The organism is Paenibacillus polysaccharolyticus, assembly GCF_023714295.1.
In the GTDB taxonomy this organism is placed as follows: domain Bacteria; phylum Bacillota; class Bacilli; order Paenibacillales; family Paenibacillaceae; genus Paenibacillus; species Paenibacillus polysaccharolyticus_A.
In genome coordinates this window covers 115,891-138,642 of the sequence record NZ_JAMAUN010000007.1, presented here as the reverse complement: position 1 = coordinate 138,642, position 22,752 = coordinate 115,891, and the positions used below count along the sequence as shown (strand labels likewise).

Here is a 22,752-nt window from a genome sequence, read left to right as displayed (position 1 = left end):
GGGTGATGAAACATGAGCAGAGAACAAAGTCTCATTCTAATGCTGGATGCTGCAGCTAAAATGCAGTGGAACATTGCGTTAATTCTGGAAGCAAAAGCCATTGAGGCGGAAAAGGTAAGGAATTGGACGCTGAATCATCTGAACGGGGACAGCTTTTTAACTCATGGCGATCAGGTTGGTGAACCCCTTAAAATGCATGAGCAACTGGTGGAATTGCTGGAAGGATTAACGCGCATGGAAACGGGACTATGCAACAACCTTAAAGCCGTGATGGTCCAGAATGACAGCGAAGATGGCGGCGGAATGGACGGGGGCATGTTTGGCGGCATGGATCTCGGGGATCTGGGAAAATGAGTCTGTTGCAGCGTGAGCAGGAGGTCAAACTGGCACTCATCGAATCGATTGCACATAGCCAGCAGGCGCTCGCCCGCATTCTGGACAGTGTAGCCAGTGTGTCTTCTCATTCGGAAGTATCCGCCCGCAGTCTCGCGGAGAATATACGTCTGCTTAGTCGTTATCAGGAAGAGATGTCTCGTATGATCACGGGGATCAGGCTGGCCCGAATTCGCCATGGTGAGCCAGGTCTGCCTTGGCTCAAAGACCCCGGATGTGTCGTTCTTACCGCCGGGGACCTACAGGAGGAATGCTGATATGTTAAAAAAGAAGTCCAGATTAAAATCCAAACGTGCTTTATTAGCGCGTGGTGCCCGCTTGCGTAAGATCCGCAAGTTGCGTGCGCTGAAATCTAAACGTGTCGTTCACAAGCGTACTGGCAAAGGACGTAGCGCGTGGCTGAAAAAAAAGAAACGTACGGTGCAGAGGCACCGGAACAAAAAACTTGTTCGACCTGTCGCCCCGGTTACCCCTACCGATCCAAACCCGGACAGTGCGTACAGTCAGGGATACAACGAGGCGTACAACGAGGGATTCAACGCGGGTTTCGCCAAGGGATTCGAGGACGGACATCAACTGGCATACAAAGCGCAGTAATCGATGGAGTTGTTCAAGACACAGCTAATATTGACAATACTATAAAAGATACAGATGATCCGGATATTTCGGCTAAAGAAAACAGCGAATGACAACCATATCTCGATGATTGCTTATGGGAATATACAGGTTAAGGCTACAGCCCGGAGGGACAGATCCCTCCGGGCTATTTGCATGACCGCAGTAGCGGACATGCCCGTGCAGGCGAACATGGAGGGCAGATGCCAATTTTGAGCCTTGCAGGACACCCGTCCATGATGCATCTGACCCCGAGGCATATCCTTTAGAGGGAAGACCAATCTCGTGGAGAGTCAGGAATGAGATCTCCTTGAAGGAAGACAGGGTGAAGAATGTGGCAAAACGAAGACACCGCCCGCTGACTGAAGCGGAGGCGGCCTACCGCGGCGGATATGCAGAAGGCCGCAGGTTTGGCGGCTGTCAGGCCATCATGGAGCGGGTGCAACCGTTCGAACCGACCCTGCGGGACATGAAGGTACTGTATATCCCGCAGGGATTCGATGCCATTGATCAGGGTGTCATTCTGGCACTGCAACAGTCGGTTCGAGAATGCGTTGTTGGATCGCCAGCAGCGATGTTGCAGGAAGCCAGTCAGCACCGGCCTGATGTTGTGCTTGTGATGAACGGTCTGCACGTATTTCCCGAGAATCACCTGGAGCAGGTGAAGGGAATACGTGAACTGGGGATTCGGACGGCTGTATGGTTTGTCGACGATCCTTATTTCACGGAGGATACCGCGACCATCTGTCAGCACTACGACATCGTGTTTACTCATGAAGAGGCAGCCGTACCCTTCTACACAAACCAGGGAGCAAGGCGGGTCATTTACATGCCACTGGCAGTAAATCCAGGCATGTATCATCCGCGCCGCACCGAGCCTCAATATCAGTACGATGTTTGCTTTATTGGCACCGGATTTTGGAACCGGATTGATCTGTTTAATCAGCTAGCGCCTTACCTTGCGGATAAAAAAGTGTTCATTGCCGGAAGTCAGTGGAATCGTCTGGCACGGCTGGATGTACTGGGGCAGTTCATTCACGAAGGATGGATTGACCCGGAGGCAACCGTTGATTATTACAATGGCGCCAAAATCGTGATTAACGTACACCGAACTTGCGAGAATGGTGAGGATAATCGAAACACCCATCATTTACAGGGGAGATCGATCAATCCGCGCACCTATGAGATCGGTGCCTGTGGCACGATGCAGATTACCGATACTCGCGGAGATTTGCCCCGTTATTATCAGCCAGGATATGACATTGAAACATTTAGCACAGCGGCAGAGCTGCAGCGCAAGATCCACTATTATCTGCATCATGAAGAGGAACGCCAGGCTATCGCTTGGCGAGGGCTGCTCACAACCATGAATCGTCATACGTTTAACCGCCGCATTACCGAGTTGTTAGGACATCTGTAATTTTCCTTCTGCGGAAGGGAGACATCAGGAAGCAACGTTATCCCAAATAAAAAGGAGTGGCGGTATGCCTATCAAACACCGTAAAACGAGAAAGGTTCATCAACCACCTATACTCAGCCTGGCAGATCAGGCTCGTAAAAATGGACGGCAGGCTGGATTTGACGCAGGTAAAGAAGAAGGATATCTGCGGGGACGCGCCAACTATATTGTGAATTGTGCACAGGAACCGTTACCTTTCCGGCAACTTCACGTGCTCTATGTCTCTTCGGGTAAAGGCTTCCCATACTCTCCGCTCGATGAGGCCATCATGTCTACGCTTCAGGGGATGGTGGCTCAGGTGACGCTGTCTGATCCGCGCCAGCCGGTCTCACAGGTTGCGCTGGAAACCCGCCCCGACCTGGTGCTTGTGCTGGACGGGATGGATATCCCTATCGAGCAGATCGATGCGATACGCCAAGCAGGTATTCAAACGGCGATCTGGCTTACAGACGATCCGTATTATACGGATATGACTCTGGAGATCGTGAAGCACTATGATCATGTATTCACACTGGAACTGAATTGTGTAGAACTGTATCGCCAGCATGGCTGCGCATCCGTGCATTATATGCCTTTTGCCGCTTTTACGAACCATTACTTCCCAATCACAACCCCTTCCCCGCTGAAAAGAGATGTCAGCTTTATCGGCTCGGCATACTGGAACCGCGTATATTTCTTCAACCCGATTATGCCGCAACTCATGTCACATAATACGGTCTTTAACGGCATCTGGTGGGATCGACTGCCTGACTATACGGCTTATGGCGAGAAAATCGAGCTGGGTCGCTGGATGAGTCCCCAAGAAACAAATGATGTGTACAACGGCACCAAAATCGTTATCAATCTGCATCGCTCCCATGAGGATGATTCAGTCAACAATAATCAGATCAAAATTCCGCCAGCCTCACCAAACCCGAGAACCTTCGAGATTGCTGCGAGTACAACATTGCAGTTAACCGATGCACGCGACGATTTGGCTCGTTTCTATAAGCCAGGAGTAGAGATCGAAACGTATTCTTCACCACAAGAGATGCTTGAGAAAGTCGAGTATTACCTCACACATGAGAAAGAGCGGCGTGAGATTGCCCTGCGTGGGCTTGAACGGACGTTGAAAGAACACACGTATGACCGAAGAATCAACGAGTTGTTAAGCACTATACTCCCTTAATCTCGGCCAGGAGGAGGTGTGCACAGTGCCCCGTATCGACTTGTCTGTTGTATACGGGGTCCGTGTGCGGCCATGGCAATGAAACCAAAACTGATGCTGTTTTCCCATGTGTGTAATACCCGCAGTATTACAGGGGCGGAGAAGCTTTTGCTTCATTTTATGAGAGAGATTGGCACGATCTTTGAATGTGTGCTTGTTGCGCCGCAGGAAGGGAAACTTACCGGGCTTGCACGAAGGTTTGGCATCCAGGTTCATATTTGTAATTTGCCGATGCTTCACGGTGTGTACACACCGTACCAGGGGATTGCACAAGATGCCGAACATCTTCGGCACACCCCGGCATTTCAGGATGCGCTCTGGCTGATCCGAAGTCACGAGCCGGATATGGTTTTGACTAATACCTGCGTTAATGTCATGCCCGCTGTAGCGGCAAAATCGCTCGGGATTCCAATCATCTGGAAAATTACCGAGATTATTCAAACCAATGAGCATACACCCGAAGCGATCCAGATGATTGGGCGGTATGCAGACTGGATTATCGGGATTTCCGAGACGGCAGCGTTACCGTTCAAACAAGCAGGTATGAGTGACAGAGTGACGATTATTCCTCCGACATGGGAGCCTGCTCTGCCTGCACCGGACCGCTGGCTTCATCTGCGTGAGCGAAAACGTAAGGAGCTTAGATTCAAGTCTTCGCACACCTGTATCGGTTATATTTCTTCCTTTATATATGATGCCAAAGGTTTAAAGCCCTTTGTTGATATGGCACTGAAGCTGTGTGAGACCCATTCACGCTGTCGCTTCTGGATCATAGGCGCACCGTCAGACAAAAAGTATTACGACGAATGTGTTTATCAGGTGAAACGCTCCGGGTATGCAAGGCGCTTTACGTTTACCACGTTTGAGGAAAATGTATCGTTGGCCTACTCCGCAATGGATATTGTGGTCATTCCCAGCATGGTAAAAGAAGGCTTCGGTATGACTGCGCTGGAGGGGCTTTATTTTGCCAAACCAGTCATCGCTTTTGCCCAGGGTGGCCTCAGTGAATTGATGGAATCCGTAGGCAGCGGTGCATTTTTGGCTCCGCCTGGGGATAGTGATGCACTCGTTACGCTGGCTACGACATTACTGAATGATTCCGAGCTTGCTTCCGATACCGGATGGCGTAACCGGACAGAAGCGGAAAAGCTGTACGGAATCGAAACCTACCGGGTGAAGTTGCATACGATGGTCACACAGTGGTTATTGCGTTTTCCCGGATGGTTCACATATATCCAGCCACCGAGTGGTCCTGTGCTGGCGTGGGGAGAAGGCGGACTGCGTACAGTGATGAATCCCGATCCGGCCCTTATTCGAACGTTGTTGCTTCCAGAGAGTATTGTACAGCTTCTTCCTCGTTCTTCGTTGCCTCCGATAACCGTAACACAGCAGGGAGAGGGGGCAGGGAAACCCCGCGAAGAAGATCAACGGACTGAGCCAGAAATTCTTGTAGGTAAACGCCATCGTAAAAAACAGGTTCCCGCTTCTCGCCGCAAGCTCAAAGAGTTGAAACGAACGATTCAAACCGGGAAGAAGAGCCGTTCGGCTCGTACTCGTAAAGTCAAAAGGCGGCACACATCTGCCTCGAATTTGTCCACTCGCAGACGCTCTTCCAGGAACAGACGACGTAGCCGGACGGCACGCAAAGGTTCCAAGTCACGGTAATAGACAAGGTTCATAACGCACGTTAAAAGAGAGGGACTTTAATAAAAGAAAAGGGGTTTCTAACACACGACAGAAGGCAGGGATGACGATGAAGATCATGACGGTGCTGGGTACGAGACCTGAGATTATTCGACTCAGCCTGATCATTTCCAAGCTGGACCAGTATGCGTCCAAACATATTCTGGTGCACACGGGACAGAACTTCACAGAAAGTCTCAGCGGTCTTTTTTTCAAGGAGATGGGTCTGCGTGCCCCGGATTACGTTCTTCAGGATGAGGCTGCCTCATTGGGGAGACAGCTGTCCTCCATGTTTACTCAAATGGAAGATTTAATTCAGCAGGAGAAGCCTGACAAATTGCTCCTGCTTGGAGACACCAATAGTGCATTGTGTGCGGTACTTGCTGAACGTATGGGCATTCCGGTAATTCATATGGAGGCTGGCAATCGCTGCTTCGATCTGGATGTACCAGAGGAGAAAAACCGCCGCGTGATTGATGCGATCTCGACCATTAACATGCCATACACCGAACAAAGTAAGAAACATCTTGTCAGTGAAGGTGTGCCTAGCCGCCGCATTGTGCTTACGGGCAATCCGATCTACGAGGTGATGGAACATTACGGTCCACAGGTCAATGCCAGCAAAATTTTGAAAAAACTCAAGCTGAAGCCCGGACAATATTTTCTCGTTACCGCTCACCGGGCTGAAAATGTCGATCACCCTCCTCATCTGCTGGAGATTATGAAAGGGCTGAATCAAGTCGCGGAGGAACATGGGCAACGCGTGATATGCAGCATTCATCCGCGAACAGCGATTCGCATTGCTGAACATCTGCAGCTGGAGATGCATCCGCTGGTGGAATTCCATGAGCCGTTTGGATTTTTCGACTTTGTCATGCTGGAGCGACATGCACGCTGTGCGCTCACAGACAGCGGAACGGTTCAGGAGGAATGTTGCATCATGGGGGTGCCTACCGTAACGATGCGTCGCACGACAGAACGTCCGGAAACGGTAGACTGTGGCAGCAATGTGGTCTCCGGCCTGGATGCCGCGCGCATTGCGGATTGTGTGAACGTGATGACCAAACTACCAAATGACTGGGATTGTCCGCAAGGTTACAAGGCAACAGATGTGTCCAGTAAAGTGGTCAAATTTCTGCTTGGAGGGAAAATGCATGTTTAAAAATAAGCGTATACTCGTGACTGGCGGTACGGGATCATGGGGGTATGAGCTTGTCGCTCAACTGTTGCCCCAGCAGCCAAAAGAAATTATTGTGTACTCTCGCAACGAGTCCAGCCAGGTAGCGATGAGTCGTGATTTTGAAGACCCGCGCCTTCATTTCCGCATTGGTGATATTCGTGACAAGGATGCCTTGACGACGGCCTGCCAGCATGTGGACTATGTTTTCCATCTGGCTGCACTCAAGCATGTACCGGTATGTGAAGACCAGCCGTATGAAGCACTCAAAACAAATGTGATCGGCACACAGAATGTCATTGAAGCGGCGATTGAAAATAAAGTGAAAAAAGTCATCTATATTTCGACCGACAAAGCGGCCAATCCTTCGAACTTCTATGGAATGACCAAGGCGATCGGTGAGAAATTGATTGTTTATGCGAACCTGCTTCATAGTGATACGAAGTTTGTCACGGTACGGGGCGGCAATGTGCTCGGCACCAACGGCAGTGTAGTGCATCTGTTCAAAAACCAGATTCGCCAAAAAGGCCAGGTATCCATTACGGATATGGGCATGACCCGGTTCTTCCTTACACTTAAGGACGCGATCAAACTTCTGTTCAAAGCTTCGGTAGAAAGTGTTGGCGGTGAAATCTTTGTCATGACGATGCCGACTTGCAAGATTGTCGATCTGGCCGAGGTGCTCATTGAAGATTCCGGTGTGGAAAACGTAGCGATTGTAGAACGTGGCGTTCGCCCGGGTGAGAAAATCCATGAAATACTCATGAGTGAATTCGAGAGCATGACGACGGTTGTCTACGACGAGCAGTATCTGGTCATTTTGCCTACGCTCGGCATACCAGGATTGCGTGAGCATTACACCAACTGCCCACCGGTGCCATACAGCAGCTTTAGTTCTGAGCACCAACTTATGACCAAAGAAGAGATTCGTGAAATTCTGAAGCGTGGAGGGTTTCTATCATGAAGCTGCTGATTCTTGGGGGGAACGGAATGGCCGGCCATATTCTGGTCGACTATTTCCGCCGTCAAGGTGTGCACAGCGTCTTCTACACGACGCGGGACGTGACTGACCCGAATGGTTTGATCCTTGATGTGAATGACAGCTTTATGGTCGACAGGCTTGTAGAAGCAGTGCACCCGGACGTCATCATTAACGCGGTTGGTGTGCTGAACAGCTTCGCGGATAAGGATAAAATTGGCGCTTATCATATCAACGGTTTTCTGCCGCATCGCCTGCGGCGGATGGCCGATTCCATTGGTGCACGCTTAATCCATATCAGCACAGACTGTGTATTTAGCGGTGATCGCGGCGCATATCGCGAGGATGATGTGACAGACGGCACGTCCGCCTATGCGATTACGAAAGCACTCGGTGAAATACAGGATGAAGGACATCTGACGATACGGACGTCCATTATTGGACCTGAAATCCGGCAGGGTGGTATCGGTCTGATGCATTGGTTTATGTCCAGTACAGGTGAGGTTGGCGGGTACACCCGTGTCTTCTGGAATGGCGTAACCACACTTGAGCTTGCCAAATGGGTAGACCATTATCTGGATTCTCCAGTCAGTGGCCTGATCCATCTTGCTCATCCTGAACCCGTCAGCAAACATGATCTGCTTGTGCTGTTCCAGCAAGTCTGGAACAAACAGGACGTGAAGATTATACGGGATGATAGCATGGTACAGGATCGCACGTTGGTATCCACCCGTGAGGATGTGAAGACAAAGCTGCCGGACTATTCAACTATGCTGAAGGAGCTGGCATTATGGATGGATCAGAGCTGACGGGTAAAAAAGTACTGATTACGGGTGCCTCCGGTTTTACCGGGCGGCATGCTGTCACTTATTTTCAAGACGCCGGAGCGGACGTTACAGCCGTTGTAAGGCGGCCTAATGTGTATTCGTTTTGTGAAAACGTGGGTGTGTACACTTGTGATCTCAATAATAAGAATCAAGTGCGCGAACTGATCAAGCAGGTTCAGCCGGACTACGTGCTGCATCTCGCTGGTAAAAACTCGGTGCCGGATTCCTGGGCTGATCCACTGTTAGTGCTCGAAACCAACGTGATGGCGGTGTTGTACCTGTTGGATGCTCTACGTATCTGTCCGGACGCGCGGACAGTAATTGTAGGGTCCAGACTCAAGTACACACCGGAACCTGGGCGCATACCCCAGCCACCACATCCTTACAGCTTAAGCAAAGCGCTGGAAGAGATGGTGTCGCTATCTTGGAAGTCCCTGTTCGGTCAGCAGATCATGCTAGCCGAACCGGGTAATCTGATTGGTGCAGGGCCCTCTACGGGCATCTGTTCTCTGCTTGCCCGCCATGTAGTTGCTTGTGAGCAGACGGGTAAAACAGAAGCGTTTCGTCTATCCGGGCGAGATAATACACGTGATTTTCTGGATGTACGGGATGCGGTTCGCGCGTATGCTACCTTACTGGTGCATGGCACCAGCGGAACCGTATATCCGGTGGTGTCCGGGGTGGAACGGAGCCTTGGCGAGATCGCTGATCTGTTGTTGTCGATGACAGAAGCTGAAGTACCGATTCGCTGGGATGGTACTTCATCTGGGCCGGACGGAGCAGGGAAACAGGAGTTAATGTCGGAACTGCGCAAATTGGGCTGGCAACCGCAGATCTCATTTGAGGCATCACTACGCGATATTTTGAGTGATGTTCGTACCCGGCAAGGGAGGACGACAGGATGAATCCGCGCGTATCCATTGTGATTCCGTTCTACAATTGTCCTTATGTGCCGATGGCGATTCAAAGTGCGCTGGATCAAACGTATGCTGAAGTGGAGATCATTGTGGTCGACGACGGCTCCACAAGACATGCGGAGCTGCTCCAGCCTTATCTGCCACGGATTAATGTACTTGGCAAAAGCAACGGCGGCACCGCCTCTGCCCTGAACCACGGCATTCGGCATGCTTCGGGTGATTATGTGGCTTGGCTCAGCTCGGATGATTTCTTTTATCCTGATAAAATTCGTTACCAGCTTGAATTCATGCAACGAGAAAATGTACTGGTCTCTCATACGAATTTTCACTATATCAATGAACATTCGGCGGTGACCAAAATGCATGGTGGGCCTGAGCCGATGTCTGAGCTGGATTGTCTACGCCGTTTTAATGGCGGCAATCCGGTCAATGGATGCACGGTCATGATCCGCAAGGATCTCTTCAGCGGCGTAGGGCTGTTTGATGAACTGTTGCCTTATACGCATGACCTGGATCTATGGCTGCGAATGCTGCTTAATGGTCATCGCTTCCCGTACCTGAATGAGCCGTTAACGGCATATCGCTGGCATGGGGGGATGGGATCGGTGCGTCATGCGGACGTGATCGGCAGAGAAGCGTCCATGGTCTGGTCGAGGTATCGCGAACCGTTGTTGCAGCGTATTGCTGCACTCGGCGGGTAGCGTAAGGGGCCGTTATGAAGCCGCGTAGCGTGCTGATTAGCGGCTTCTTTGGCGCAGCCTTTTGGTAAGAGAGAGAAAGGTTAGGGTACTGTATGCATAATCATGAGCTCTATGTGTATGAAAGTGCCGGAGGCTGTGACGGTTCTGCGCTATGCTACAAAATGTACGTTAACCCTGCTATGAACGCCCGATACGGCCGGTAGAAACCTTCATATACTGGAGGAGACGCAACAGTTTGCAGAGATTTGAGGAGGAAGGGGATGCCCGGATGGAGCCGAAGGTTTCGATCGTGATTCCTTTTTATAATTGTCCGTATATCGAGCAGGCCGTTCACAGTGCCCTTCACCAGACTTATCCGCATATTGAGGTGATCGTGGTGGATGATGGGTCGACCAAACATGTGGAGCGGCTACAGCCGTTTATGGAAGAGATTCATTATATTCGCAAAGAGAATGGCGGCACAGCGACCGCACTTAACGAAGGCATCAAACATGCAACAGGGGACTACTTTGTTTGGCTCAGCTCGGATGATGTGATGCTGCTGAATCGGGTGGAAAAACAGTTGAAGTTTATGCTTGATGTCCAAGCATCGTTCTGTCATGGGGCGTATCATTACATCAATGAACATGGCGAATGGCTGGATACGGTGCAGCCTGAGGTGGGAAGCCGTCTGGAAATGTTGCAGGTGCTGATGGAAGGCTGCCCGATTAATGGATGTACGGTAATGGTGGAGATGGAGGCGTTTGAGCGCTTTGGGGTGTTCGACACGGATTTTCGCTATACGCATGATTATGAGATGTGGCTAAGGCTGTTCCCGCTGTATGAGCTGTTTTATTTCAATGAACCACTGATGTGTTACCGGCTGCACGAGTCAATGGGAACGAAACGTCATTTCAAGGAACTGGTCGCGGAGATGGAACGTGTTCAGGAGAAACATCGTCCAATTCTGCTTAACTTGCTGCACGTCGGCGGGTATTGGAAATGATGGACGATTGCAATTGTAGGTCTATCTAGCAGAGCAACATGGATCAGCAGGATGATTAGCTAAAATACGGAGTATGAGGAGCGAACACCTGAGCAGCAGTGGAAGATGCTACGCAGGTATTCGCTCTTTTTTTGAAAAGGATGAGATAGCGAAATTCCTGTATAATGAACGGTGACTTGTACATAGAAGGGACTGAATGATGCGCAGATATCAATATTGGATAACCGGACTATTAACGAATCATAATGGAGGTTAACGTATTGATTACCGAATTACACACGACAAGACTACAATTAAGTCAAATGAAAGCTTCCGACTCGACTGAGCTCTTTCAGGTATGGTCTGACCCGGAGGTCGCCAGGTTTATGAATATTTCCCCGTTCTCGGATGAAAAACAAGCGCTGGAGATGATTCAGTTGCTCGCTGATCTGGCTAAGGAAAAGAAGGCTATCCGCTTCTCCATCATTGAAAAGGAATCGGGTGTGATCATGGGCTCCTGCGGTTATAACTATCTTGATAATGAACAAGCTAGAGCCGAGATCGGGTACGATCTGGCCAAAGCTTACTGGGGTAGAGGGTATGCAATGGAGGCTGTATCTGCTCTATTAACTCACGGCTTCTCTTCTTTGAAACTCAATCGGATTGAGGCAAAAGTTGATCCCCGTAACGTGAGCTCTATTAAACTGCTGGAGAAGCTAGATTTCACACGGGAAGGAACGTTGAGAGGTTACGAGAGAGTGGGAAGTGGAGCAGAACCAGGTTCGATGGATACGTTTAATGATCTGTATATGTATTCAAAGTTGGCATCCGATTAAGTAGAAAAAGTGTTGAAGTATGATTAGATTATGAAAAAAAGAAGCTACAGATTTAGATCTGTGGCTTCTTTTTGTAATGCTTGCACATTAGCCTTGAAGAGGCTGCTCAGAGAGTAATTTTTTAGTCCTTTTCATTCAAAATAACCATGGATACCGGATCGGGAAACACATATCCTTTCGGAAGCTTTTGCATAAGTGCGTTCATCGTCTCGTAATCCACCTCAATGTGGGGCGTGGAGACGGGAACGGAAAACCAGCGATTATACAGATCACTTGGAACAAGCAAGGTCATGCCCGGAGTCCTCCTCTATAGATCGCTTCTTGATATACATCCAGTGTACGTAATCCCATTTCTTCCAAGGAGCGATGCTGTTCCGCCCATGATTTGGCGGCGGCTCCTACCTTTTTGCGAGTTGTATCATCCTCAAGCAGCGCATGCAGCAGCTCGCTGAGTGAATCGGCATCCTGCGGGGGAACGACCCACCCGGTGTGCCCCGGTTCGACCATTTCGGGCATGCCTGCTGTACCGCTGACGATAACGGGTACACCTGCAAGTTGTGCCTCGGTAACGGAAAAGGGCTGTGTATCCTGAAGGCTGGGTTGTACATAGATATCTGCATGTTTGAGGAAGGAAGGAATGTTATCAAGCTTGCCCCAGAATACGATATCTGCGTCAATCCCAGCCTCGGCAGCTTGACCAAGCAATTCATCTCGCAGATTGCCTTCTCCAGCAATCCAGCATACCCAATCCGAACGTATTGTCTTCAGGTTCGCGAGTGCCTTGATTAGTACATGTACGCCTTTGATATATTCAAGTCTTCCGGTAAAAGCAATAACCTTCTTGCCCACAGGTGCGCGATGAGGGAACCTGGCAGCGGCAGCTTTACGATAATTCGGCAGATCGACAGCATACGGAATTTGTCTGAATTTGGACTCCGGCACGCCGAGTTCAGTCACCGTGCTTTTAATCCAGTGACTCGACACCAGAATCAATTCAGATTGCGCCGCGCTGCGTTGCTCCAGTGAGAGGAAATAACGTCCGCGTTTGGATTGCAAATAGGCAGATAGTGTTAACTGTGGATTGGAATTTTGCTCATCGTAGAACGCTTCGCGAGCAAGAGCTCCATGGTAACTTGTAACGAGCGGGATGTTTCGCTTCATAATCCGTTTGATCGCTACAGCTGCAACAGGGTCTTGAGCATGAATAACGTCATACTGTTCCACGCCAAGATAGGAAGCAGCCATCTCAAAAGCATATCTGTTCAATTCGTAATAAGCCAGCAGTGAGTCAGCTGTGAATTGTGGAAGGTCGGTTGGGTTAAGCTTGGCTTGCAGCATGGGCCATACCAGATCTTTCGAGAATGAATGATTGAGATTACGAACATATACTTCATTTCTGGCGCTGTTTGTGCCCATGATATCCACTTCGACACCGAGGGCAGCGAGTCTGTCGGCGAGTTGTTTAATATACGTCCAGATGCCTCCCATATGCGTAAGTTCCCAATACGTAACGAGCAGAACTCTCATGACGACCTCCTTGTCGCGGCCTGCACAGGCCGAACTCCTATCCTGTTATTCTATGAAATAAGCGGGAGTTCAGGCCGGGCATCCGTTTGCAATCCTGAAAATTGGGTGACTATACATGCCAATGGACGAGAATAAACATATCCTGTCTACAGGGAGAATTGCGAAGAATTCAGGCTCCGCAGGAGGGATACGAGATGGCCGTATATATCATCCAGATGCATGAGAATTTGCTTCAGACGTTTATTCCTGTGAAATACATGGATGTGGAAGTTGCTTATGTTGGAGATGGCGAAGGAACAGATGTATATGTTGGAGTAGGCGGAATTTACGGAGAAGTGTACCGAAACTTATTTCATGTAAACCCAGGCTCAGGGACGGCAGCCAATAGTTATGTCATTCACAATCTGAACGTGTCTGGCGAAATCGGTGAATTGAAAATCATAAGTAATAGTTCTGTACCTAACCATCTGTTGATCCGAATCTACTGTCGCAGCGGGGACGGACAGCTCATCGGCGTATTGTCGGAGCATCAAATGATCAAACTTGCTGATTAATGTGTACACTACGATAAGGAGCAGGCGAGAGGCCTGGTCCTTTTTGTCGTTTTTTTATAAAAAGGTACCTTGAAAAATAGCTTGACAGCAAAGGTATTTTCATTACAATTAAACCAGTATAAAACGAAAGTTTAAAACAATGATTTAAAACGATGGTTTGAAACAATCGTCATTATAGGCAGTCCGCAGGCCGGGTCATCCTGAAGCCATTGCGACGCCGGAAAAGAGAGTGATGCGTGAAACAACAAACATCAGTACCACAGGAGACAGAAGAATTTTCAATTAAGACGATTATCCTGCCGCTTCTATCGATTATCGTCGGCATGATTATGGTCATTCTGGACAGCACGGTCGTTAACGTAGCTATTCCAAATCTGGTACAGTATTTTGAGACAGACCTGAAAACCATTCAATGGACGGTTACAGGGTATACGCTCGCCTTGTCCGCTGTAATTCCGCTAGCCGGATGGCTGACCGACCGTTTCGGGGCCAAAAGAGTATTTTTATTCACCATTGCCATGTTTACGCTTGGCTCTGTCTTGTGTTCGATTGCTCAATCACCAGAGCAGTTGATTTTATTTCGTGTCATTCAAGGACTTGGCGGAGGTATGGTCGCTCCAATCGGGATGGCTATGGTGTTTCGTCTGGCTCCGCCAGAACGCAGAGGTTCCATTATGGGGATGCTCGGTATTCCGATGCTGCTTGCTCCTGCGCTCGGTCCGGTATTGTCCGGCTGGTTTATCGAATCGGTCAGCTGGCACTGGATTTTTCTGATTAACCTGCCGATTGGTATTGCGGCTTTCATACTCTGTGTTCGATTCTTACCGGATACCGACCGCGGCCTTACACCTGCTCTGGATTTGCTGGGTATGATCCTTGCACCAATTGCTTTCTCCATGCTGGCGTACGGTGTAAGTGAAGGCGGCACGAGCTGGACGTCTGCGACAACACTTACGGGCGTTATTGTTGGCGGTGTAGCGCTGATCCTGTTTATTATCGTAGAGCTTCGTCAAAAAAATCCGTTGCTTGAGCTTCGGGTGTTTACCTCTTCCGACTTCTCCAGAGGTATTGTCCTAGCTTGGGTAGCCCAAGTGGCTTTGTTCGGCTCGATGATTCTGATCCCGCTCTACTTGCAGCAGATCAAAGGATACACGGCACTCGAGACAGGACTAATCCTGCTGCCTCAAGCGCTGGCTTCCGGGATTTCCATGCCACTGGGTGGCCGGTTGTTTGACAAGATTGGAGCAAGACCGCTCGCCTTTGTAGGTCTGGGTATTATTTCAGGAGCGTTGTTTATTTTGTCCTCGATTACAGCTACGACAGGGCTAGGTCTTATTATTACCGCCTTGCTTATGATGGGATTTGGTATGGGCTTGTCCATGATGCCACTGAACACACACGTATTGAATGCGGCACCGCGTAAACTGGTGGCCCGTGTGACACCATTAACTGCTGCTGCGCAGCAGGTCGTTGTTTCCTTTGCGGTAGCGGGTCTTACGGGATTCCTTACCTCTCGTGTGACAAGCAACACAATGGGCACGGAAAAAGCAGATATCGTTAACGGACTGGTGAGCGGATTCAATGATACGTTTTTCCTCGCAGCATGTATTGCGCTGTTCGGTTGTGTGCTTAGTCTGATTCTGCGTAAACCGAAGCGTACGGCTGAACCGGAACCGGAATTGCAGACAGGGGATAGCCCTGACCCAGCGATGATGATGGGACATTAATATATTTCCAATATATAACAAATTTAAGGCAGTTCAGAAGCGTATGCTCTGGACTGCCTTTTGATTACCCAATTCTCGATATAACTTGCACTAAATTATTTACACAGAAACGGAGAGGACAGAAAAAACCAGGAAAAGCGGAGATAAAAGCTTTCTGGAAGAAAGCTGCTTCGGAAGGATTCGCTTCGCCTTTATCACCGGATTTTTCCCTTTGGAAAAGGGAATCCAAAAAATCTGGGGATAACAGCGATTGGATGGTTATTCTGTCATCGGAGGGGTCCGTGTAAATCACACATAGTTCAAGTTAATCAGTCGTTCAATGAAAAATTCTCAACGCCGTCATCATTTCGCGGAAAGAGGCTGCGTATCGGTCGGGTGAAAAGGATATACTCAGATGCTGTCTTCCCTGGATACGAATATATTCCCGAAGTTTCTTGTTGTTCATTAGATCCATTGCCTCGTTTACTGCGGCATGCACATCGCCAATCGGATAGAATTTACCCGTTTTGTTGTGAGTAATAAATGAACGAACGCCATCCGAATCTGTACTGAGTACAGGGCAACCACAGCTAATGGCTTCGGCTACGGCATAACCGAAACCTTCGAGTAAAGAAGTGGATAACATAATCCCTCCTGAAGCAGCAACCATGGAATAGAAGGTTGGCATTTCCGAGTGGGGAACGTTCACAAAGATCCCGATGCGATCTTCTAATCCATACTCGGCGAGCAGATGCCGAAACATGACCTCATCTTCCGGATTAGCCAAGGTGGGATCGTGGAAGAGCCACAGCCTGGCTTTTGGTTTCTTTTTAATAATCGCATGGGAAATTTCGAGGAACTCGCGCCAGTTTTTGTTGTGCTCCAGACGTCCGACCCACGCAAGAACCGGGTAAGGCGGAGTGTCCACAGCGATCGGGGCAAAAGCATCCGTATCCAGCATGTTGGGGATGACAAAACGATGAAGCCAAGGGCAAATATGGATGAACATATCCAGTAGATGATCGGTTGGGGGGATTACAGCAGCATCGCAATGAGCTTGAAGGTAGGGGACGGCCATTTCAATGGTTTCCAGTGCTTGTTCCCGCGTGCCTAGACCTTGAGCTTCAAAAATAATCCGGCCTTTGTAACCCAGACCTCTCAAACGACCAGGCATGGCAATATCCGAAGTGGTAATAATGGCATCATAGTGCTGACTATGGATCAGATGATGAATATCCTGGTCACTGGATGCGGTGAAAATACGAGTATCACTGTTATTCTGCAAGCCTGAACCTGTATTCAAATACAATAGATGTGCCTCTATGCCATGACGTTTCAATACAGCGGTTCGCAGTCGGTTAAGCGTATCCACACCGCCGCTGGGAACATAAAACGTGAATAATACTTTCACACGATTCACCCTCTGACTTTTGGTCAGGAGCTCATTCTCCTGTACTGTATGTTACGTATGACCCAAGGGCGGGGTGTGGGTACAATGTTGAAAGTTCACAATTTAGACAAAAAAAATTAAGCTTTATTTTAAGTGATCTTAAGCTGAGGCTAGCGTACATCCCATATCATACAAATAACTTCCCGTGTTGTGTTTAATCGCGCTACATGGGTATTTTTAACGGGAAAGGATGAAGGACGTGCTCGAAGTGAGACAGGTGAGCAAAGTGTACGAGGGCCAGCGCGGTGTGCACCAGTTGCACTTCACCATGGAGCGAGGCGAGATCGTTGGATTTTTGGGACCCAATGGTGCTGGCAAAACGACAACGATGCGAATGATTACAGGGTATTTGCATCCCAGTGAAGGCTCGGTGCTGGTCGATGGTGTATCAGTGCATGATCAGGGGCGTAGTGTTCGCTCGAAGATTGGGTATCTTCCAGAAACGCCGCCGCTTTATCCGGATATGACGGTGCAGTCATATCTTAAATTTGTCGCTAATCTGAGGGATGTTCCGGCGCGTGAGGTCAAACTTCGGATTAGTGAGATGGTCAGCAGGCTGGGATTGCAGGGCAGGGAAAAACAACTGGTGCGCGGATTATCCAAAGGTTATAAACAGCGGCTGGGATTAGCAGGAGCGATCATACATAAGCCAGACCTGCTGGTGCTGGATGAACCTACCTCTGGACTTGATCCGAACCAAATTATCGAGATTAGAGATTTGATTCGGGAACTGGGTGAAAATCATACCGTATTACTCAGCACGCATATTTTGCCTGAGGTAAGCACACTATGTAACCGAATGCTGATTATTAATCAAGGGAGGCTTGTGCTCGATGGATCTCCGCAGGAACTTGGGTCTGCAGTGGGAGAGCGTTTCAAAGTGTCCCTTGAAGTCAAAGCAACGGAGCAACAACTGCTACAGGTGCTGAATCCTTGGGAGAAGGCAAAAAGTGAAGTTATTCCATTATCATCAACGTCTTCGTTGTCTTCATCCTCTGAAGGTAACACAGAAGCAACAGCAAGTGAACTAGCAGGGGAAGATCATACAGCGGCTTCAGTAGCAGAGACAACCGGTACACCAGATACAGGAGAGACAGCATCTCATCTAGCTTCTACTGTTCACGTAAGGCTCACCGGGGAAACGTCCGAGGATTTCCGGGAAGAGCTGTTTTATCTGTTATCGGGTGCAGGTTTGCCAATTCTGGAGATGAAACGTGAAAACCTGAGCTTGGAGCAAATATTCCTGAAGTTAACAACGTCCGAACCAGAAAACTATGATGCTGCAGACGCGCAGGACGTATCTGATCCCAAGGTCTCGAATCGGGGTTCAGAGGAGGGAAGCCAATGAGAAGAATGCTGGCAATCTGTAACAAGGAGCTACAGGCGTATTTCCTGTCGCCAACCTCTTATTTTGTTTTTGCCGTATACGTGCTGATGACGAGTCTGTTGTTTTACTCCAGCTTTGTATATGTTCAGCCGAGCATTGTAGACTATCGCCTGGTCTTGGGTGATACATTGTCCATGCTACTTTTTGTCGTGCCATTGTTAACGATGCGACTCGTTGCAGAGGAGTTCAGGCAGGGAACAGACGAGCTACTATTGACTTCACCGACACGAGTGACCGAGATTATTTTCGGAAAATATTTGGCTTCACTGGCCATTTTGCTCGTGCTCATTCTGTGCAGTCTAGTGTATCCATTCATCATGTCTTTCTACGGGAAGCTGGATCTGACATCCGTCTGGTTGTCTGCACTTGGTTTGTTCTTCCTCGGCGCCAGCATGATGGCGATTGGAGTGTTTGCTTCCACGTTGTCTCAGCATCAGATGGTGTCTGCGGTGGCGGGTTTTATTATGTTGCTCGTTTTGTGGATGCTTGATTCATTCGCAGGTAATACGGGGTCCACTTTACAGAAATGGCTTGATCCGTTTGCGCTGACAAAGCACTTTGACAACTTTACCAAAGGTGTGCTGAGCGGACCGGATGTTCTATATTATGTCACACTTACGGGTGTGTTTTTATTGTTAAGCATTCAAATTGTGGAACGGAAGCGGTGGAGGTGAGAAGATGAAAAAATGGTTAAGTCATACCAACAGTACCGTCTTGTCCGTTGCGGTGATTGGCATCTTTATTTTGCTAACCCTGTTCCTGAATTCGCTTGGCGGCTTCCAGCTCGACCTGACCTCGAATAAACAATATACACTATCCGACCAGTCCCTAACGGCGATCAAAAATGTCAAAGATGATGTCAACATTCTCGTGTTAACGGTTGAAAATGCAAACAATACCGTCCTGAACCGCGAAGTGGCGGATATGGTTGAAGAATATACTAAACGCAGCAGTAAGCTGAAAATGAAACAGTACAACTTGACGCAGGAACCTGCGCTTGCCTCCAAATACGGGATCACAGGTAGCTCGATTGTGCTGGAGCAGGGAGACCGGCATAAGGTCATTGATATTGCCAGCTTGTTCACTGCGAACGGGGACGGTAGCGACGGGTCTTACCAGTTTACGGGTGAGGAGAAATTAACACAGGCACTGATGAACCTTTCCTCTACGGAGACGGAAAAAATGGTATTCCTGACCGGACATGAAGAACTAAGTCTGGATCAGATGGGCACTTTGCGATCTTCACTGGAACAGAATAATGTCACAACAGAGGAGTTGCAACTGAATCAGGCTGGTAAAGTACCTGAGGATGCCGATGTACTCGCTATTATTGGGCCACAGCGTGATCTGAGTGATCCTGAGCTTAAGGCCGTACGGACATATATGAGCAATGGAGGTAAGCTGTTATTATCCCTCGGTTTTGCAGAAGATATGAAGTCCAGTTGGAAAAATATCGACGCATTGATCGCTGACTACGGTGTAGTTGATGAGCATGCAGTTATGGTGGATAACAATCAAGCCAGTACAATGGGCCCGCTGTGGGTGTCCCCTGAGTACGGAAGTCATGCGATCACAGACAAGCTTGCTCAGAACAAGCTGTACCCGATGCTGTCTCTGTCGATTGCACTAACCAGCAAGGAGCAGGACAAATACAAGCTGTCTCCGTTAATGCATTCCTCGGATGACAGTTACGGAGAGACCAATATTAGCGGTTTGCTGCAAAATGAAACGAACAATGACAAGAAGGTGGATATCCAGGGCCCTGTCGAACTCGGTTATGCCGCGGATACGTTGGATGGCAAGCCCAAAGCCGTCATTCTGGGGTCGTCCATTTTCATGCAGGATTCGGAAATTGCGAGTGGCGGCAATCGGGATTTCATTTTGAATACCGTGAATTATTTAAGTGAAAAACAAGATGGTCTGACGATTCGTCCACGTGTACAGGCTGGTTATGAGATAGCGTATCTGAATGATCAGCAGGCCAGAACGATCTTTTTTGTAGCGATTGTGGCATTCCCGCTTATCTTTGTGATCATCGGTGCACTCTTATGGTGGAGGCGCAGACGGGTATGAAAAAATTAATACCAACATTGGTGGTCGTTGTTATATTGATTGCAGGCTGGGTGTATGCGGCCAATCAGAATTATTTTCGAGAAGAAGAGGCCGTGCAGGCCAAACTTCTTGGTATATCATCAGCAGATATTCAGGCGATTACACTGCATGAGGGGACTGAAGATAAGTCCGGAACAGGTTCAGATTCAGATGCTGTGTCAACGTTAGAACTAAAGGACGGCGTCTGGCATATGACTGAGCCGAAGAACTATCCTCTTAATGAGTACAGTGTTGGTAGTTGGCTCGATGCGATGAGTAGTGCTGACCAGGAGATGGTTGTCGAAGAGTCGCCAAAGGATGTTGAGAAGTACGGCTTGGGCGCTGCGGCTACACGTCTGGATATCAAATTGAAAGACGGGCGTGAATTCAAGATTGCTATTGGTAGCCAGTTACCTGCGGGGGATGGACATTATGTTCAGGTGAATTCAGGAGCGGTGGTTGCTGTGAAAAATGATGCGGTGACCAACATTGCTCTCACACGCCGCCAACTACTGGATACAACTCCATTTAATATGGATGAATCTAATGTGCGTACGCTGGAATGGGAAGGCGAAGCATCGAGCTGGATGTTGAAGGCATCAGCAGAAGGGGATACGGCATCTGAACATACTTGGACCTTAAATGGCAAGTCCATTAAGGCAGAAGATGCGATATCTTTGATCAGCCAGATTAAAAATCTGACTACCGCCGATGATGTTCGTAAGGCGTCGGATGTAAAAGATGCGATTCCTCGCTCCACTTTGTCAGTCCAGCAACAAGTGAACGGGAAAGAGACAACTACGGTGTATCGGTTGCTGACGACCTCTTCAGAGCCGGATACCATCTGGGTAATCACTCCGGACGAAGGGTGGGCCTATACGATGGATGCGGCTAGTTTGAAAGAAGTGGAGAAGGTTGCGGAAAAACTCAAAACCTCCGCTGCGTCTTCGGAGCCTAATACGTCCGAGACATCTTCCGAGAAGTGAGAAAATTAGAACAGAGCAGTGTTGCTGTACATGCAACACTGCTGTTTTTTATTTTGCATGCGGAAAAGAACAGAGTTAAATTACATAAACCTATAAAAATGAGTCAGCTTGGCAGGTTAGAGTGCCATATCCTTTCAGCATATCGGTAACTCCATACGTGCATCCTATCTATGTGAACCAAACCAACCACATTGGAGGATGAACATTACATGCCAACAGTCAACAAGGCAACAGCGATTACGTTATCATTATCTACTGCAATTTTTGTAATGGCCGGCTTGACGGGTTGTGGGAATCGCGATAACAACATGCATACCCAAAGTGTTCGTGAGCAAGCCCATGGTATCAATCGTTACGGCGTCGAAACCAACGGTATGGATGGTATTCGCGCAAAAAGCTACCGGATGCACAATGTCACAGACCTGAGATCCAGTGATGAACTGGCAAAGCGCATTACTGAAATGAAGGAAGTCGAGTCTGCTCATGTCATGTTAACCGACCGTAATGCTTATGTTGCTGTGCGTCTGGCGAATGGGCATGCAGGTAAGCTAGGCAGCAAATCAACAGGTCATACAGGCAGCCGTTTAAATGGCACCATGCGTAATCATGCCAGTGATACGATGCGTGGTGGCTTGATGAATGAGGATATGGGAGGGATGCGCGTTCATGGCGGAACGGGCACGAATTCACCGTACAGTACAAGCGGAATCGCTCCTGGACTTAATTCGGGTACAGCAACAGACCGTAGCCATATGGGCAACGATCGCGGAATCTATGGCACGATGGGCACGGGAACAATCGGTATGATGCGCGGTTTGACGGATAGTGGCAAAGCCCGTACTATGAACGAAAGTCAGTATGGCACAAGAAGCGAGCATCCACGTATGATGGATAGTTCGGATGACAACACACCTGAGGAGATCAAAGGTAAAATCTCCGCCAAAATCAAGCAGTTTGCACCTAACGTGGAGAACGTATACGTATCGGCTAACCCGGATTTCGTAGGCCAGGTGGAGAACTATGCAACTGATCTGCGCAATGGTAAGCCAGTCAGCGGTATGATTGATACGTTCCAGTCGATGGTGGAGCGCATCTTCCCAACGAACGCAGGTGATACCCATAACCGTGACGGTATCCTGGGTGATGGTGTTATGAATCGTAATCACGATGGTCTAATGAATCGTAACCATAATGATGGCGGCATGATGAACCGTGTGACTCGGTAAAACAGTGAAATGAACAAATGTGCCTTTGCAGAAGATGTCTATCCACTGCAAAGGCACATTTGTTTCT

General features: G+C 48.8%; 23 protein-coding genes. 20 read left to right on the top strand and 3 right to left on the bottom strand.

The window, feature by feature from the left end; all coding sequences use genetic code 11:
* Positions 1–12 precede the first annotated feature (12 nt).
* From M3629_RS17660 to M3629_RS17600, 13 genes are all read left to right on the top strand, one after another.
* Positions 13–354, top strand: coding sequence for a restriction endonuclease subunit S (locus M3629_RS17660; protein WP_145335438.1), 342 nt, complete (start codon positions 13–15; stop codon positions 352–354).
* Positions 351–650 (top strand): hypothetical protein, encoded by a 300-nt coding sequence (locus M3629_RS17655; protein WP_251508898.1) that lies wholly within the window; start codon positions 351–353, stop codon positions 648–650. Before M3629_RS17660 ends, M3629_RS17655 begins: the two co-directional genes overlap by 4 nt.
* Before the next feature lies 1 nt (position 651).
* Positions 652–990: a hypothetical protein gene (locus M3629_RS17650; RefSeq protein WP_090919282.1), complete on the top strand. Its 339-nt coding sequence runs from the start codon at positions 652–654 to the stop codon at positions 988–990.
* 343 nt (positions 991–1,333) lie between these two features.
* A complete protein-coding gene (locus tag M3629_RS17645) occupies positions 1,334–2,428 on the top strand; it encodes a CgeB family protein (protein WP_251508896.1) in 1,095 nt (364 codons plus the stop codon).
* Between the two features lie 64 nt (positions 2,429–2,492).
* Complete coding sequence (locus M3629_RS17640; protein ID WP_251508894.1) at positions 2,493–3,635, top strand: CgeB family protein; 1,143 nt, start codon at positions 2,493–2,495, stop codon at positions 3,633–3,635.
* Positions 3,636–3,707: 72 nt separating this feature from the next.
* The gene (locus tag M3629_RS17635; RefSeq protein ID WP_251508892.1) at positions 3,708–5,339 is read left to right on the top strand and encodes a glycosyltransferase family 4 protein; all 1,632 of its coding nucleotides are present in this window, start codon (positions 3,708–3,710) and stop codon (positions 5,337–5,339) included.
* A gap of 88 nt (positions 5,340–5,427) precedes the next feature.
* Positions 5,428–6,519: a non-hydrolyzing UDP-N-acetylglucosamine 2-epimerase gene (gene wecB / locus M3629_RS17630; RefSeq protein WP_090919756.1), complete on the top strand. Its 1,092-nt coding sequence runs from the start codon at positions 5,428–5,430 to the stop codon at positions 6,517–6,519.
* The gene (locus M3629_RS17625; protein WP_251508890.1) at positions 6,512–7,498 is read left to right on the top strand and encodes a polysaccharide biosynthesis protein; all 987 of its coding nucleotides are present in this window, start codon (positions 6,512–6,514) and stop codon (positions 7,496–7,498) included. Before wecB ends, M3629_RS17625 begins: the two co-directional genes overlap by 8 nt.
* On the top strand, positions 7,495–8,322 hold the full coding sequence (locus tag M3629_RS17620; protein WP_251508888.1) for a dTDP-4-dehydrorhamnose reductase family protein: 828 nt from the start codon (positions 7,495–7,497) through the stop codon (positions 8,320–8,322). Before M3629_RS17625 ends, M3629_RS17620 begins: the two co-directional genes overlap by 4 nt.
* The gene (locus M3629_RS17615; protein WP_251508886.1) at positions 8,304–9,245 is read left to right on the top strand and encodes an NAD-dependent epimerase/dehydratase family protein; all 942 of its coding nucleotides are present in this window, start codon (positions 8,304–8,306) and stop codon (positions 9,243–9,245) included. The genes M3629_RS17620 and M3629_RS17615 overlap by 19 nt, the downstream gene beginning before the upstream one ends.
* Positions 9,242–9,958, top strand: coding sequence for a glycosyltransferase (locus M3629_RS17610; protein WP_251508884.1), 717 nt, complete (start codon positions 9,242–9,244; stop codon positions 9,956–9,958). Before M3629_RS17615 ends, M3629_RS17610 begins: the two co-directional genes overlap by 4 nt.
* Before the next feature lie 235 nt (positions 9,959–10,193).
* Complete coding sequence (locus tag M3629_RS17605) at positions 10,194–10,943, top strand: glycosyltransferase (RefSeq protein WP_251508882.1); 750 nt, start codon at positions 10,194–10,196, stop codon at positions 10,941–10,943.
* Positions 10,944–11,203: 260 nt separating this feature from the next.
* Complete coding sequence (locus M3629_RS17600; RefSeq protein WP_251508881.1) at positions 11,204–11,758, top strand: GNAT family N-acetyltransferase; 555 nt, start codon at positions 11,204–11,206, stop codon at positions 11,756–11,758.
* A gap of 121 nt (positions 11,759–11,879) precedes the next feature.
* On the opposite strand, the gene M3629_RS17595 is transcribed toward M3629_RS17600, so the two are convergent.
* Both M3629_RS17595 and M3629_RS17590 read right to left on the bottom strand, forming a co-directional pair.
* Positions 11,880–12,050, bottom strand: a complete 171-nt coding sequence (locus M3629_RS17595) for a hypothetical protein (RefSeq protein WP_167375712.1) — start codon at positions 12,048–12,050, stop codon at positions 11,880–11,882.
* Positions 12,047–13,285 carry a glycosyltransferase family 4 protein gene (locus tag M3629_RS17590; protein WP_251508879.1) on the bottom strand — a complete coding sequence of 413 codons (1,239 nt, stop codon included), beginning with the start codon at positions 13,283–13,285 and terminating at the stop codon, positions 12,047–12,049. The genes M3629_RS17595 and M3629_RS17590 overlap by 4 nt, the downstream gene beginning before the upstream one ends.
* Positions 13,286–13,479: 194 nt before the next feature.
* On the opposite strand from M3629_RS17590, the gene M3629_RS17585 reads away from it, so the two are divergent.
* Positions 13,480–13,839 carry a hypothetical protein gene (locus M3629_RS17585; RefSeq protein ID WP_251508877.1) on the top strand — a complete coding sequence of 120 codons (360 nt, stop codon included), beginning with the start codon at positions 13,480–13,482 and terminating at the stop codon, positions 13,837–13,839.
* A 236-nt stretch (positions 13,840–14,075) separates the two neighbouring features.
* Complete coding sequence (locus M3629_RS17580) at positions 14,076–15,566, top strand: DHA2 family efflux MFS transporter permease subunit (protein WP_251508875.1); 1,491 nt, start codon at positions 14,076–14,078, stop codon at positions 15,564–15,566.
* Positions 15,567–15,882: 316 nt separating this feature from the next.
* Here M3629_RS17580 and M3629_RS17575 read toward each other — a convergent pair whose 3' ends face one another.
* A complete protein-coding gene (locus M3629_RS17575; protein WP_186811753.1) occupies positions 15,883–16,956 on the bottom strand; it encodes a glycosyltransferase family 4 protein in 1,074 nt (357 codons plus the stop codon).
* 229 nt (positions 16,957–17,185) lie between these two features.
* Here M3629_RS17575 and M3629_RS17570 point away from each other — a divergent pair, with 229 nt between their 5' ends.
* The 5 genes from M3629_RS17570 (at position 17,186) to M3629_RS17550 (ending at position 22,685) form a co-directional block, all read left to right on the top strand.
* Positions 17,186–18,343: an ABC transporter ATP-binding protein gene (locus M3629_RS17570; protein WP_285888895.1), complete on the top strand. Its 1,158-nt coding sequence runs from the start codon at positions 17,186–17,188 to the stop codon at positions 18,341–18,343.
* Complete coding sequence (locus tag M3629_RS17565; protein ID WP_154891001.1) at positions 18,340–19,056, top strand: ABC transporter permease subunit; 717 nt, start codon at positions 18,340–18,342, stop codon at positions 19,054–19,056. Before M3629_RS17570 ends, M3629_RS17565 begins: the two co-directional genes overlap by 4 nt.
* A gap of 4 nt (positions 19,057–19,060) precedes the next feature.
* A complete protein-coding gene (locus tag M3629_RS17560; protein WP_251508871.1) occupies positions 19,061–20,455 on the top strand; it encodes a GldG family protein in 1,395 nt (464 codons plus the stop codon).
* Positions 20,452–21,459 carry a DUF4340 domain-containing protein gene (locus M3629_RS17555; protein ID WP_251508870.1) on the top strand — a complete coding sequence of 336 codons (1,008 nt, stop codon included), beginning with the start codon at positions 20,452–20,454 and terminating at the stop codon, positions 21,457–21,459. The genes M3629_RS17560 and M3629_RS17555 overlap by 4 nt, the downstream gene beginning before the upstream one ends.
* A 209-nt stretch (positions 21,460–21,668) precedes the next feature.
* Positions 21,669–22,685, top strand: coding sequence for a YhcN/YlaJ family sporulation lipoprotein (locus M3629_RS17550; RefSeq protein WP_251508867.1), 1,017 nt, complete (start codon positions 21,669–21,671; stop codon positions 22,683–22,685).
* Positions 22,686–22,752 lie beyond the last annotated feature (67 nt).